Here is a 15,070-nt window from a genome sequence, read left to right on the forward strand (position 1 = left end):
GAGGGGGTGATCGGGTTCTAGGCTGGCGGCTTGATCAGCCTACCTGGAACTCCCTGTATGCCTACCCCGATTCCGGCAGTCAGCTCGTCGCTGCCTGCCGACGCGAAAGCCATCGACCAATACCTGGCCACGCAGATGCCGCTGTGGCTGAGCCTTGCCACGGCGCAGCAACTGAAGATGCTGCGGCGCAGCGCTGCACTGCACCATGACCTGCAAACGCAGGTGCAGCTATTGATGCTTACCCTTCAGCCGCTGGATGCCTTTGCCAAACCATTGCTGGACGATGCATTGCGCGCGCATTTGTACCTGGCACTTGATGTCGGCAAGGCGCGCTGGCGCGACGTTCGCTTGAAGGGGCAGGCGATGATGGTTGGTGCCATGCTTCCACCCCCCACCACCTATACGCTTTTCAATGAAGATCAGGCGCTTCTGGCGCGGGCACTGCAGAACTTTACTGAACAGCAGATGAGCACAAGTGCCCATCTGCGCGGCAGCGGCATTCTGCTCGGGACCGCGCGGGTGGAACCCAGGCCGGAGGCCTTTGCCGCGCTGTGCCGCACGCTCGACCTGGGCGGGCAGTATCAGCAGCATTTGCAGCAGGTATTCAGTACCTTTCAGAGCCCTGTCGGGCAGTCGGCCGCGCACTTGCTGGCCGCTGACAAACGCTGCAGCCTTGAGTTGCAGGCGCACTTTAGTTACCTGAAGGGCGAGCTGAACGACAGCGCTTACCTCATGCTGTTGCAGGCTTGCAAAGATTCGCAGCAGAGTAGCTATGAAGGGTTCAAGGTCCGCCCCGTGCAGTTGCAGCTGCTGGGTTGCTGCATCCATGAGGCGATCGTGTTCGAGGTGCTCAGCCCGTACTCCGGCGGTGTGGGTTTCCCCCCCGGTGTGCAAGTCGTGATGCAACTGGTGGTGTATCTGCCCAATGCCCCAGGCAGGCCGCTGCGTCAGTTTCGCAGTTGGGCCGAACTGGACGCTGCGCTGCTGCAGGACCTGCAAGCACCGGCCTATCAGGCCTGGTGTCTGAAACCGATGAACCCGCCAGAGCGCCTGGCGTTTTCCACCGCCTATCAATTGATGCTCAGCGAGCAACGGCATGCGCTCGATGCCAAGGGGGTGGCGTTGTCCGAGCCACTGTTTACGGCGCTGGCCGAATTGCAACTGGCCCGCATCCTCAGCGATGCGGCGCAGTTGGCAGTACCAACGGCAGCGGTGGACCAGGCCGCATACCAGCAGCGCCTGAAGGCGATCGAGACGGCTGGGCTGACCCTGCTCGGGCTGGTGGCTTCGTTTGTACCGGTGTTGGGTGAGGTCATGCTGGCGTCGATGGTGGTGCAGATGCTTGGCGAAGTCTATGAAGGCGTCGAAGACTGGAGCCACGGACGTCGCCACGCTGCACTGGAGCACCTGCTGGGCCTTGCCGAAAACCTCACGGCCATGGCCGCCCTGGCGGCCGGCGGTGCGGCCGTGACGGCATTGCTCAAACGCAGCGTGTTCGTCGATCAACTGGCACCGGTGCTGCGTGACGATGGCTCCCAGCGGTTGTGGAATGCGGACCTCGAGCCGTATCGCTCGTATGAAGCCCCCGAGGGCAGCGAGGTCAACGAGCAAGGCCTGCTCAGCGAGGGTGGCCGGCAATGGTTGCCCCACGCGGATCATCATTTTGAGGTTCAGCGGCACGCGTCGACGGATCAATGGCGGATCCTTCATCCGCAACGCCCCGATGCCTACGCCCCCTGGCTGGAACACAACGGTGAAAGTGCCTGGCACCTGCCGGGAGAGCATCCTGTGCAATGGCAGGGCATTGCCCCGCTGTTGCAGCGCATCAGTCCCCTGGCGCGCAACATGGGTGCGTTGGAGTGCGAGCAGCTTGCCGGCATTGCCGGGGTGGACGAGGCGCTGTTGCGGGGCCTGTTGGTAGAGGGGCAGCGCATGCCTTATGGCTTACGCGACTGCCTGGCGCTGAACCAGCTCGATGCCCGGGTTTCAGCGTTTATCCAGCAGGTGCAGCGCGGGTCTCCTGCCAGTGAACTGGATGCCTCGTTGTACCGCTATGCCCAGGAACTTCTTGACCTGCCAACTGACCCGACGGGCTGGCCGGATCAGTTGCTGGTGTCACGTGCCCGCGAGCTGTTTGAGCACGCGCTGGTGCAGGAGCAGCCGATTGTCGACGCGCAGGCAGGGCTGTTGCTGCGGGACTTCTCCGGGTTGACCCCCCGCGCAGCGCAAGCACTGCTTGACCAGGCGCCACCGGAGCAACTGCAACGCCTGGTCAGCGAAGGTCGCGTGCCGCTGGAGCTGGCCGAAGCGGCGCGCCTGGCGCAGCGCGAATGCCGCCTGAGGCGTGCGCTGATCGGCCTGAAATTGCGCCAAGGCATGCACCCAAATAGCGCCCGCCTGGTTCTCGGGCTGCTGCGCCGGCGACCGGCATGGCCCGCCGGCCTGAGCCTGGAATTGCGCGAGGGATGGGCCGGCGGTCGCTTGATCGAGCGCCAGCTGGCGTTGGTGGATACTCGCAGCGTACGCGTGCTGGTCGAGACGGCGGGAGGCTTCGATCTGTATACCGAGCAGGGCTACGCGCTGGACGTCGAGTTGGCGCAACCTGCGGACCTGTTCGACGCCATCAGTGCCTGCCTTACCGCCAACCAGCGCAATGCGCTGGGCTGGTCCGGGCTGGACGGTGCGCAGCGCATGCGCAGCGATCTGCTGGCCGAAGCATTGGGCGAACGCCGACGCTGCGCGACGGTTCTGGGCCTGCCACCGGCAAGGGCCTTGAATCACCCCTTGCAACGCTCGCCCGAAGGGCACCTGGGCTACCCGCTCAGTGGGCGCAACAGCGGACTGCCGTCCTTTGCCGGGATCGTGCGGTCGTTGTTCCCCGGCTTGGATGACGCTCAGGTAGAAGCGTTTCTACAGCAGTTGCAGGGCTTTGGCAGCAACACGCTGGCGACCTTGATGCGCTATCAGTCGGCCTTTCGCCAGCTCGACGCGACCCTGACAGCCTGGCAGGGCGCCGCCAGTCGCTTGACCCGTATCAGTCGCACACGGATTGCCGAGGCGTTGCGCCGTTGCTGGCGCCGTCAGGCCGACAGGGTCTATGCCCCGGATGGCAGCGTGATGGGCTACCGCCTGTGCATCAATGATATTTCCCTGGCAGATCTGCCGGAGCTGCCGCCGCTGGTAGATTTCGCCCATGTGGTGGACCTGAACCTGGCCGGGACCGACCTGGCAACTCGCGCCGAGCGCTTCCTGCGAGCCTTCACCCAGGTGTGCTGGCTTGACCTCAGCCGCTGCAGCCTGAGCGAATTGCCGGCCAACCTTGGCGCGCTGCGCACTCTGGAGACCTTGTCACTGGAGGGCAATGTCATCCAGTTCAGCCCCGCCGGTGTCGAGCAACTGCTGGCCCTGAGCCGTCTGCGTATCCTCAACCTCAATGGCAACCCGCTCGGCAGGCTGCCGGACCTGCGCACGCTGCCTGAACTGAGGCTGCTGCGCCTGCGCGCTACGCAGTTGCAGGCCGTGCCTGAGCAATTGCTGGGAAACCCGAGGCTGGAAAGCGTCGACCTGCGCGACAACCTGATCCATGAGCTGCCCGAGGCCTTGTTTGCGGCACCGGCCTCGGTACGTGAAGTGTTCATTCTGCACGACAACCCGTTGTCGCTTGGGGCCCGCGAGCGCCTGCTCGCGTTGCAGAATGTAGTGGTCGAGGTGGCTGAGCATGTACCGTTTGAGAGCGCCCGACGGTTGTGGCTAGACGCCGCGCCCGCGTCGTTGCGCACGGCGCGCGCCGGCCTCTGGCAAGACCTGCAGGCGGAGCGGGGCGCGCAGGACTTTCTGCGCTTGATGGCTGACCTCACCGCGACGGCAGAGTATCGCCAGGCACGTGAGTACCTTGCCGAGCGGGTCTGGAAGATGCTCGAAGGCATGGCCGAGTCGACTGACATACGCTTGGAGCTGTTCGACCTGGCGAGCAGCCCGACGACTTGTGTCGACAGTGTCAGCTCGACCTTCAGCATGCTCGAAGTACGTTTTCTGCTGCTGCGCGCACAGGCGCATGACAGCACCGGCAATCGGCGTTGGGCACTGCTGCGGTTTGCCAGGCAGTTGTTCCGCCTCGATTGGGTGGAGCACCTGGCCCGTGTGCAGATCACCCAACGGCTGGCCAATGCACAACTGGTCGACGAGGTGGAAGTGAGCCTGGCCTACCGCACCGGGCTGTCGCGCGAGCTCGAGTTGCCGGGGCAGCCTAGCCACATGCTGTTCAGGGATATTGCCAACGTCACCCCGGGCGACCTTGAGCGCGCCGCGCAGGCAGTACGAGCGGCCGAGGCCAGCGATCAGCTGGCGCACTACATCAGCACACGCGATTTCTGGCTGGATTACCTGCACGATGAGCACCCCACCCAGTTTGCCGAGCTGGAACAGCCGTTCTGGGACCAGCTCGATGTGCTGACGGAAAACCCGCACGGCCTGCCTGAGGGCGAATACCTGCAGCGTATCAATGCCTTGCGTAGCCAGCGCGAAACGGCGGTGGAAACCTTGGCACATCGCCTGACCCTGGAGGCACTCAGCGCCGAGGCCGATGCTTGAGCGTTCAGGGCACTGGCGAAACCAGTCATCCAGTTTGACAGCTTTGACCATTGTCCCGCCCGGCGTCTGGCGCGACTATCGTCAGACCATTCGTTTTATTCCAACAATAAGAAACGAGGAATCTGGTGATGCGCGACTACAGCGCTGCTGCGAGCAGCTTCAATTATCGGCAGGCGGCCGACGCCGCGCTGGCGGGCAGCCTTGAGGCGCTCAATGCCTGTGTCGAGTGTTGCGACCGGCATACCGGTGACGGGCGCGTTGCGCTGGTCTGGGAGGGGCGTGATGGCGCCAGTGCACAGTACAGCTTTGATGAGCTGCAAGCGCGTGCGGCGCGCCTGGCCAATGTCCTCAAAGGGCAGGGCGTCGGCAGCGGCGACCGGGTTGCCGGGCTGCTGCCGCGCACCGTCGAGCTGCTGGTTAGCGTACTCGCCACCTGGCGCCTGGGGGCGGTCTACCAACCCCTGTTTACCGCCTTCGGGCCGACCGCCATCGAGCACCGCCTGCACAGCTCGGGTGCCAAGGTGGTGGTCACCGACCGTCAGAATCGCTTCAAGCTGGACGATGTCTCGGCCTGCCCGCGCATCATCACGGTCGACGCCGATGCGGCGAGCAGCGACCTGGACTTCCACAGCGCCCTGAACAACGCCGCCGCCGAATGCACACCAGTGTTGCTGGCGGCGGATGCGCCGTTCCTGCTGATGTTCACCTCCGGCACCACCGGCCCGGCCAAGCCGCTGGAAGTACCGCTGCGGGCCATCGTCGCCTTCCAGGGCTACATGCGCGATGCCATCGACCTGCGCCCCGAGGACCGTTTTTGGAACCTGGCCGATCCGGGTTGGGCCTACGGCCTCTATTACGCCGTCACCGGTCCGCTGGCGCTGGGCCATGCGACCACCTTCTTCGATGGCCCGTTCAGTGTCGACAGCACCTGCCGGGTGATCGACAAGTACCGCATCACCAACCTGGCTGGCTCGCCCACTGCCTACCGCATGCTGATCGCCGCCGGCGAGGCCTTCTCGGCACCGATCAAAGGCCGCCTGCGCGCGGTGTCCAGCGCTGGCGAACCGCTCAACCCGGAAGTCATCCGCTGGTTTCGCGAAAACCTCGACGTGACCATCCACGACCACTATGGCCAGACCGAACTGGGCATGGTGCTGTGCAACCACCACGGCCTTGAGCACCCGGTACACCTGGGTTCGGCAGGCTTTGCCATCCCCGGCCACCGCATCGTGGTGCTCGACGAGCAGCAGCGCGAGCTGCCACCCGGCCAACCAGGCATTCTCGCCGTGGACCGCGAGCAATCGCCGCTGTGCTGGTTCGGTGGTTACCACGGTTTGCCGACCTCATCCTTCATTGGCCAGTACTACCTCAGTGGCGACACGGTCGAGCTGAACAGCGATGGCAGCATCAGCTTTGTCGGGCGCAGTGACGACGTGATCACCACTTCCGGCTACCGCGTCGGCCCGTTCGATGTGGAAAGTGCCTTGATCGAGCACCCGGCGGTGATCGAGGCCGCCGTGGTCGGCAAGCCAGACCCTGAGCGTACCGAGCTGATCAAGGCTTTCGTGGTGCTGGGCCAGGGCGTCGAGGCCAGCGCGGAGCTGGCCGAAGCGTTGCGCCAGCATGTTCGCCAGCGCCTCTACGCGCATGCCTACCCCCGTGAAATCGAATTCGTCGGCGAACTGCCGAAAACCCCGAGCGGCAAGCTCCAGCGTTTCATCCTGCGCAACCAGGAAATTGCCAAACAACAAGAAGCTGCGCTGGCCAACACCGCCAGCGCCTGAGGACCCCGTCATGCAGATTGCCAACAAGAACTTCATCGTCAGCGGCGCCGCCTCCGGGCTGGGCGCGGCAACGGCTGAAATGCTCATCGCCGCCGGCGCCCAGGTCATGTTGGTCGACCTCAATGCCGAGGCGGTCGCCGCCAAAGCCGCAGCACTGGGCGACAAGGCCCGCTTCGCGGTGGCCGACATCAGCCAGGAAGCCGCCGCCAAGGCCGCCGTCGACGCTGCCGTGGCCGCGTTCGGCAGCCTGCACGGGCTGGTCAACTGCGCCGGTATCGTCGGCGCGGAAAAAGTATTGGGCCGAAACGGCCCGCATGGCCTGGACAGCTTCAGCCGGGTCATCAACGTCAACCTGATCGGCAGCTTCAACCTGCTGCGCCTGGTGGCTGCGGCCATGGCCGAGGGCCCGGTGGGCGAGGACGGTGAGCGCGGGGTGATCATCAATACCGCGTCCATCGCCGCCTACGACGGCCAGATTGGCCAGGCCGCCTATGCCGCTTCCAAGGGCGCGATTGCCAGCCTGACCCTGCCGGCCGCCCGTGAGCTGGCGCGCTTCGGCATCCGCGTGATGACCATCGCCCCGGGCATTTTCGAAACCCCGATGATGGCCGGCATGACCGAGGAAGTTCGTGCCTCGCTGTCCGCCGGCGTGCCGTTCCCGCCACGCCTGGGCCGCCCGCAGGAATACGCCGCGCTGGCCCGCCATATCATCGAGAACAGCATGCTCAATGGCGAGGTGATCCGTCTCGACGGCGCCTTGCGCATGGCAGCCAAGTAATCCTGGAGGAATGACCCATGACCCTCGCCAATGATCCAATCGTAATCGTCAGCGCCGTGCGCACCCCGATGGGCGGGCTGCAAGGCGACCTGAAATCCCTCACCGCGCCACAGCTTGGCGCCGCCGCCATCCGCGCCGCCGTCGAGCGTGCCGGGGTGGACGCCAACAGTGTCGAGCAGGTGCTGTTCGGCTGCGTCCTGCCTGCCGGCCTCGGCCAGGCACCGGCACGCCAGGCGGCGCTCGGCGCCGGGCTGAACAAGGGCACCACCTGCACCACCCTGAACAAGATGTGCGGCTCGGGCATGCAGGCGGCAATCATGGCCCATGACCTGCTGCTGGCCGGCACCGCCGAGGTGGTGGTGGCTGGGGGCATGGAGAGCATGTCCAACGCGCCGTACCTGCTCGACAAGGCGCGCAGCGGCTACCGCATGGGCCATGGCAGGATCATCGACCACATGTTCCTCGATGGCCTGGAAGACGCTTACGACAAGGGCCGCCTGATGGGCACCTTTGCCGAGGACTGCGCCGAAGCCAACAGCTTCAGCCGCAAGGCCCAGGACGATTTCGCCATTGCCTCGCTGACCCGTGCCCAGCAAGCGATCAAGGACGGCAGCTTTGCCGCCGAAATCGTTCCGGTGCAGGTTACCGAAGGCAAGGAACAGCGCCTGGTCAGCGACGATGAGCAGCCACCCAAGGCACGCCTGGACAAGATCCCGCAGCTCAAGCCGGCCTTCCGTGAAGGCGGCACGGTGACCGCCGCCAACTCCAGCTCCATCTCCGACGGTGCTGCCGCGCTGGTGCTGATGCGCCGCTCCGAGGCCGAGAAACGTGGCCTCACACCCCTGGCGGTGATCCATGGCCACGCGGCCTTCGCCGATGCCCCGGCACTGTTCCCGACGGCGCCGATCGGTGCCATCGACAAGCTGCTCAAGCGCACCGGCTGGAGCCTGGGCGAAGTCGACTTGTTTGAAATCAACGAAGCGTTCGCCGTGGTTACCCTGGCGGCGATGAAACACCTGGACCTGCCCCACGACAAGGTCAACGTGCACGGCGGTGCCTGCGCCCTGGGCCACCCGATTGGCGCATCGGGCGCGCGGATCCTGGTCACGCTGCTCTCGGCCTTGCGCCAGAAAGGCCTGAAACGCGGCATCGCCGCCATCTGCATTGGTGGCGGTGAAGCCACCGCCATGGCCGTCGAGTGCCTGTACTGAGGTGTCCCATGCTGGTCAATGACGAACAACAACAGATTGCCGATGCCGCCCGTGATTTCGCCCAGGAGCGCCTGCGCCCCTTTGCCGAACAGTGGAGCCGCGAACACCGCTTCCCCAAGGAAGCCATCGCTGAAATGGGCGAACTGGGTTTCTTCGGCATGCTGGTGCCGGAAGAATGGGGCGGTTGCAACACGGGCTACCTGGCCTATGCCATGGCCCTGGAAGAAGTGGCCGCCGGCGACGGTGCCTGCTCGACCATCATGAGCGTGCACAACTCGGTGGGCTGCGTGCCGATCCTCAAGTTCGGCACCGAGTTGCAAAAAGCCAAATTTCTCACCCCGCTGGCCAGTGGCGAGATGCTCGGGGCGTTTGCCCTCACCGAGCCTCAGGCCGGCTCTGATGCCAGCAGCCTGAAGACCCGTGCGCGCCTTGAGGGCGACCACTACGTGCTGAACGGCTGCAAGCAGTTCATCACCTCCGGGCAGAACGCCGGGGTGGTGATCGTCTTTGCGGTGACCGACCCTGCGGCCGGCAAGCGCGGTATCAGCGCCTTTATCGTGCCGACCGACTCACCGGGCTATCAGGTCGCGCGGGTCGAGGACAAGCTCGGCCAGCACGCTTCGGACACCTGCCAGATCGTCTTTGAAAACGTGCGCGTGCCGGTCGAGAACCGCCTGGGCGAGGAGGGCGCAGGCTACAAGATCGCCCTGGCCAACCTGGAAGGCGGGCGCATTGGTATTGCCGCGCAGTCAGTGGGCATGGCCCGGGCGGCGTTCGAGGTGGCCCGCGACTATGCCCGCGAGCGCGAAAGCTTCGGCAAGCCGCTGATCGAGCACCAGGCCGTGGCCTTCCGCCTGGCCGACATGGCCACCCGCGTCGCCGTGGCCCGGCAGATGGTGCATCATGCCGCTGCCCTGCGTGACGCCGGGCGCCCAGCGCTTGTAGAAGCCTCGATGGCCAAGCTGTTTGCCTCGGAAATGGCCGAAAAGGTCTGCTCCGATGCCTTGCAGACGCTGGGCGGTTATGGCTATCTGAGCGACTTCCCGCTGGAGCGGATCTACCGCGACGTGCGGGTTTGCCAGATCTACGAAGGCACCAGTGACATTCAGCGCATGGTCATCGCGCGCAATCTTTGAAGGGAGCAGTTTGCATGGCATTTGAAACCATCCTGTTGGACATCAAGGGCAAGGTCGGCCTGATCACCCTGAACCGGCCGCAGGCGCTCAACGCGCTCAACGCGCAGATCGTCCGCGAGATCAACCAGGCCCTGGACCAGCTTGAGGCCGACCGCAACATCGGTTGCATCGTCCTGACCGGCTCGGCGAAAGCCTTTGCCGCCGGCGCCGACATCAAGGAAATGGCCGAGCTGACTTACCCGCAGATCTACCTGGACGACCTGTTCAGCGACAGCGACCGCATCGCCAATCGACGCAAGCCGATCATCGCGGCGGTATCGGGCTTTGCCTTGGGCGGCGGCTGTGAGCTGGCGCTGATGTGCGACTTCATCCTGGCTGCCGACAACGCGAAATTCGGCCAGCCGGAAATCAACCTCGGCGTGCTGCCAGGCATGGGCGGCACCCAGCGCCTGACCCGTGCGGTGGGCAAGGCCAAGGCCATGGAACTGTGCCTGAGCGGTCGCCTGATGGGCGCCGAGGAAGCCGAGCGGGCCGGTGTGGTAGCGCGCATCGTGCCGCAGGCCGAGTTGCTCGATGAAGCGATGAAAGTGGCGGCAGTGATCGCCAGCAAGTCGGTGCCGGTGGCCATGATGGTCAAGGAAACCGTCAACCGCGCCTTTGAAGTGAGCCTGTCGGAAGGCGTGCGTTTCGAGCGCCGGGTGTTCCACGCAGCCTTCGCCACGCACGACCAGAAAGAAGGCATGGCGGCGTTCATCGACAAGCGCGAGGCGCAGTTCAAGGACTGCTGAACCCGCAATATGTACTGCCTGTACGGGCGGATGAACACGTGTAATCGGGCTTCCTCAACGCTAAGGAAGTCTCATCATGAGTTCAGCCGATTCACCGTATGGGCAGCTCGCGCAGGGTGCCTCGCTGTGCACCCCGGTCGGTCCGAAGTTCGCTATCCGGCCGACCTTGCGCGGGGTCGCCGCCAGGATCATTCAGGAGCAATGGAGCGCCCGCCGCCTGGGCGGTGCCATGGTGCCCGGGGTGGTGCTGGTCAGAACCCAGACGCTGCAGCGCTTTCGTTACGACAACCTGGCCGACGTGCTGATCGAGCGCTACCGTCGGCAACAGGCACTGAACCTCGACAGTGACCTTGACTACCTGGCCATTCTTCCCGAAACCGGACACCTTCAGGTGCACGCCGTAGAGGCGGATCTGCATGGCCTGGAAGTGCTGATCAACGAGTGCGGGCCCTTGCTGCTCGACGAGTACAAGCGGGCGCTGAGCGAATTCTGGTTCAACCCCACTGAGCAGGGCTCGGCCCCCTGGCAGTGGCTGACGGATTATCTGCAAGCGCAGTTTCGCCGTGCCGCCGAGGCCGGGCGCGATGCTGGCGATCTGGATGGGCTGGAGGTGGGCACGGCGATGGCGGTGGCCTGGTTCCCGGCGGCTGCGCATCGCGCGCCGATGGCCAACCTGGCGCAGACCCAGGTGCGTCTGTTGAGCCTGGATGTCAGCCAGGAGCTGCACCTGAACCCCGAACTGGCCAGTGCCGTGATCATCGAGCGCAGCGTGCCCGAGCGTGGCCGCACGGTGGTGCTGCTGTACACCCTGGCAGGCAAACTCTACCGTTTTGATGCCCGCCAAGGTTTGGCGCAAGCCTTGTTGCGAGGTGGCGAGAGCAACGCGACAGGGCCCTTCACCTTGCACCTGTGCCAGACCGAGCTGTCGGTGTTCGAGGCCCAGGCGCGCTTGCTGCTTGAGCAGCAGTTGGCGTTGATCGACCTGCTGGCGCAGCACCCGGCCGCAGCAGATGAAGACCCGGTCGAGGCACTGGTCAGCCGGATCGATGAAGCCACCTCACTGATCGAGATCAGCCTGCGCAACCGCAAGGACCTCGACCAATTGTTCCAGCAAGCGCTGCCGGCCTGGATGCGCGACGCCGGCGCCGCCGACACCCGCCAGTACATCGACGGCTTGATCCGCCTGGCCAATGTGCAGTTGCGTACGGCAGGGCGCTCCTACCTGCACGGCGTGTTGCCGATCAATGAATTCGCCCGCAACGCCATGCACCTGGCCATCAGGGCTGACCATGCCGCTGCCGGGGTGCTGGACCTGGACAAGGTCGAGGTGGTCAACCGCCAGGTGACTGCTGCCAGCTCCGCCAGCGGCGGCAATCCGGTGGTCTCGGGGGCAGTGAAAGAAGTGGCGCTGAATCTGGAGCAGTTCGCCCTGGCCAATGTCGCGGCGCTCAGGCCCGGCAGCGTTTCCGTGCGCTGGATCGATGGCAGGGCGGCGCCGGCCTGGTTGACGGTGGACTACCTCAAGGGCCTGGTCAGCCGGCTGGACTGCGGCGCCGCCTACCCGGCGTTGCTGCAAGCCAAGCTGCTGGATGACCCGGTCGAGAGTGCCGGTCGCGAGCATCTGTTCATCGAGCAATTGCGCGAACAGTTGCCGTTGCTTGCCATGGAACAGTACTTGAGCAAGACCGGCGGCATCAGCGCCGTCAGTGTGAAACGCATTGGCGCCTTGACCCGCCCGGGTCTCAACAGCGAGGACATCGTGCGCCTGCGCCCGCTGTCGTTTATTCGCAAGCCGGGAGCGGCTGCGGATGTGGCGCTCAATGCGTTTCTGATCGAAGGCGTGGGCAACCAGAGCGAGCCGGTGCTGCTGTATCGCCCTTTGCATCGGCAATCGTTGCTCGAATTCGAATCACGCCAGGCCTTGTTCGAACAGATCTGTGAAGACGCTGCGCTGCAGGCCGACATCCTCATGCGCCTGGATGAGACGGTCCAGGCGGTCTATGCCAAGGGCGGTTTCGAGGAGCCGCATATCGCCAGGTTCTTCCTTGGCGACGAGTTTTCCCCACCCGAAGTGCCGGCACCTGCGCAACTGGGCATGCTGGCGATTGCCGAGCAAACCCTTGAGCACCTGTACCGCAGCACGGTCGCCGAACTGATCGCCCGGGCCCGCGCCCAATCGGTGTCCACCAGCGAGAGCCGCTGGCAGGGTTATCAGGAACTCGGCTGGCTGATGTTCAACACCGTGTTGCCGTTGCTCAGCGGGCCGGTGGCCACGGCGACCTGGATGGTGCAGTTCCTGGCCACGCTGCAGACCGCGTTGCAGCGCCCGAGCGAAGTGGGCAACCAGCAGGGGCTGGCGGACCTGCTGTTCAACCTGGCGTTGATGTTGTACGCCTACAGGACTCACCGCAGCGGCGGCGCGCTGTCGCCAGCATCGGAAGTGTCGACAGTGCCGATGCGAGTGGTCGAGGTACAGGACGGGGCGCTGGAGCAGGCGCGCACTTCACCTTCCGGCGCTGCGCTGGCCCGGCTTGATTTCGGCTGGGCAACGGCGGGGCAACGGTTGAGCGCCGAGCAGGCGACCCAGTTGCGCACCTTCCGCAGTGACCTGAGCGTGGCGCAACTGGGGCTGCCCATCCCCCATGGCCAATGGAAAGGCCTTTATCTGGTTCAGGAGCAGTTCTGGGCGCTGATTGATGGCGGCATCTATGCCTTGTCGATCAATGCCGATGAAGTGCGCATCACCGACAGTGCCGGGCGCGGCGGGCCGTGGCTGCGTCAGGACGGCGAGCAGCGCTGGCAGTTTGACGTGCGCCCACGGCTGCGCGGCGGCATGCCGCTGAAGGGGCGGGTCGAGCAGTTGCGTGAAGCCAATCGGCTGCGGGTGCTCGCCCTGGAGCAGGCGGATGCAGCATTCAATGCGCGCCGGGTGGAGCAGGAGCGCCAGTTGCATCAGGACCTTGAGCAGATCGCCGCCCAGGAGATACCGGACGCCGAGCTGCTGAAGCAGTACAAGACGCACCTGCTGGCGTTTTCCAACGACCTGAAACAGGCGCACGAGAACTTCCTGGCGCTGAACCAGTTGAAGGCGCAGAAGGACTTCAGTCGTACCCATGCGATCTACCTGTTCAACCTGGGCAAATACCAGACGCTCGAAGTACTCGCGCTGCGTCATCAGTTTGCCGACAGCGCCACGCAGATGCGTGCCCTGGGTGAAGTGCAGGGCACGCTCAACCTGATCCCCTTGCTGAGCGATCCGCGTACGGCGGCCTACCAGCGTCTGGTGGTGCTGCTCAAGCAGAGTGCGGCGCTGGCCGATGAGATCGTCGAATGCTACCAGGCGATCGCGGCGCTCAAGGCCAAGCTGGCGGCGACACCGCCGTTGGGCGGAGGGTTCGTAGGGCGCCTGGAGGCCCTGGCGAAGAACGAGTCGGGCATCAAGGCCTGGCGCTCGACGCAGATCCGCATGATGTGCGCATTGACCCTCGAATCGGATCGCACGGTAGGGGCTGGGCACCTGCTGCTCAATTCATTGCAATCGGCGCGCCTGGCCTTGCAGACGCAGATCGAACTGGACCGGGCAAGCGACTTCACCCATCAGCAGCGTATTGACCTGCTCAACAGCAGCGCGCGCTTGTATGCCGGAGCCCGGGAAAGCCTGCGCAGTTTTGCCGAAGGGGTCAGCAGTGACGATCAGCGCAGCCGCTTGAGCGCTTATGAGAACACCCTGGTCAGCTTGCAGCAGGATGCCGAGAGCGAACTGGCCGCGTCGATTCGCGAGCTGCCAGAGCAACGCGAGCCACCAGGGCCGGTCTTGAACCCCAAGCGGGAAATCATCCGCACGCGCAACAAAGGTTATGTGGTCGGCCAGCGGCGTGCAGGCAAAGGCGGCAAGCCGGACATGGTGGTGGTCACCGAGGCGATTGAGAACACTGACCTGGCGCGCTACACCCACAATGTGCAGGCCGATATCTGGGAACCGGTGCTGCCGCCGGCCAAGGCGCCGCAGGTGACGGCCAACCTCAAGGCACTGTTGGCGGAATCAGCGCGCTTGCTGCTGGAGGCGCCGCGTCACCTGCAGCGCGCCAGGGCGCAGGCGCGTACCGCCAGCGTGCCGGTGGAGATGGAGGAAATCCTCACCCAGCGGGCCCGCCCGCTGGACGCCCTGAGCTTGCAGATCGAGCAGGCGCTGACCCGCAGCAACGCCACCGACAGCCTTTCCGGTGGCCAGGATGCCGCCGTCCAGGCCAAGGCCTTGAGCGACATGGCCCGACAGATGCGCGAGGCGGGGCGCACCTTGCGTATCGAGATGATCAAGGCCCAGCCGCCGACTGTCGGGCGGGTGGCCTACCTCAAGGCCCAGGGGCAGGTGAGCATCGCGCGGCTGGAGGCGCGCAAGGCCAGCCGGCCGCGCAAGGGGTATTCGGTGGATTACCTGCAGGAATATGTGGTGCGTGACCAGGCCATGCAGCCCCTGTGGTATGCACACTTTCACTACGCCAGCCTGCAGGCGGCCGACACTGACTTTGTGGTCGCGCACCTGAAAACCCGGGAGCAGCGTTTTGATGCCGGGCAGTATCGGCTCAGTGGCGAGAAGGACAACCAGAAGGTGATCGAGGTGTACCGCAGCCGGATCGACAAGGCGAGCGCCGCGAAACTGTTCCTCGACCTGGTGTAGCCGCTGCCGGCAGGCTGCGCTCGCCTGCAACGCGGGCGCCGCCCTTTTGGGGAGCCCTTGCGGACTCCAGCGCAGCCTGTCGGCAGCGGCTACAGCGCAGCCTGT

At 65.0% G+C, this 15,070-nt stretch carries 7 protein-coding genes; all 7 read left to right on the plus strand.

Going from position 1 to position 15,070, the window contains the following annotated elements; all coding sequences use genetic code 11:
- Positions 1-57: 57 nt before the first annotated feature.
- The 7 genes from M5G11_RS14570 to M5G11_RS14600 all read left to right on the plus strand — a co-directional run bounded on the left by M5G11_RS14570 (position 58) and on the right by M5G11_RS14600 (position 14,965).
- On the plus strand, positions 58-4,590 hold the full coding sequence (locus tag M5G11_RS14570; RefSeq protein ID WP_273910272.1) for an NEL-type E3 ubiquitin ligase domain-containing protein: 4,533 nt from the start codon (positions 58-60) through the stop codon (positions 4,588-4,590).
- Positions 4,591-4,718: 128 nt separating this feature from the next.
- Entirely contained in the window at positions 4,719-6,374 is a 1,656-nt protein-coding gene (locus tag M5G11_RS14575) for an AMP-binding protein (protein WP_273910273.1), read from the plus strand.
- A gap of 10 nt (positions 6,375-6,384) precedes the next feature.
- Positions 6,385-7,152 carry an SDR family NAD(P)-dependent oxidoreductase gene (locus M5G11_RS14580; RefSeq protein ID WP_273910274.1) on the plus strand — a complete coding sequence of 256 codons (768 nt, stop codon included), beginning with the start codon at positions 6,385-6,387 and terminating at the stop codon, positions 7,150-7,152.
- Positions 7,153-7,169: 17 nt separating this feature from the next.
- On the plus strand, positions 7,170-8,363 hold the full coding sequence (locus M5G11_RS14585) for an acetyl-CoA C-acyltransferase (RefSeq protein WP_273910275.1): 1,194 nt from the start codon (positions 7,170-7,172) through the stop codon (positions 8,361-8,363).
- An 8-nt stretch (positions 8,364-8,371) separates the two neighbouring features.
- The gene (locus M5G11_RS14590) at positions 8,372-9,499 is read left to right on the plus strand and encodes an acyl-CoA dehydrogenase (protein ID WP_273910277.1); all 1,128 of its coding nucleotides are present in this window, start codon (positions 8,372-8,374) and stop codon (positions 9,497-9,499) included.
- 14 nt (positions 9,500-9,513) lie between these two features.
- Positions 9,514-10,287: an enoyl-CoA hydratase gene (locus M5G11_RS14595; RefSeq protein ID WP_273910279.1), complete on the plus strand. Its 774-nt coding sequence runs from the start codon at positions 9,514-9,516 to the stop codon at positions 10,285-10,287.
- A gap of 76 nt (positions 10,288-10,363) precedes the next feature.
- A complete protein-coding gene (locus M5G11_RS14600) occupies positions 10,364-14,965 on the plus strand; it encodes a hypothetical protein (protein WP_273910280.1) in 4,602 nt (1,533 codons plus the stop codon).
- Positions 14,966-15,070: the final 105 nt, after the last annotated feature.

The organism is Pseudomonas fontis, from assembly GCF_028656955.1.
Taxonomy (GTDB): Bacteria; Pseudomonadota; Gammaproteobacteria; order Pseudomonadales; family Pseudomonadaceae; genus Aquipseudomonas; species Aquipseudomonas fontis.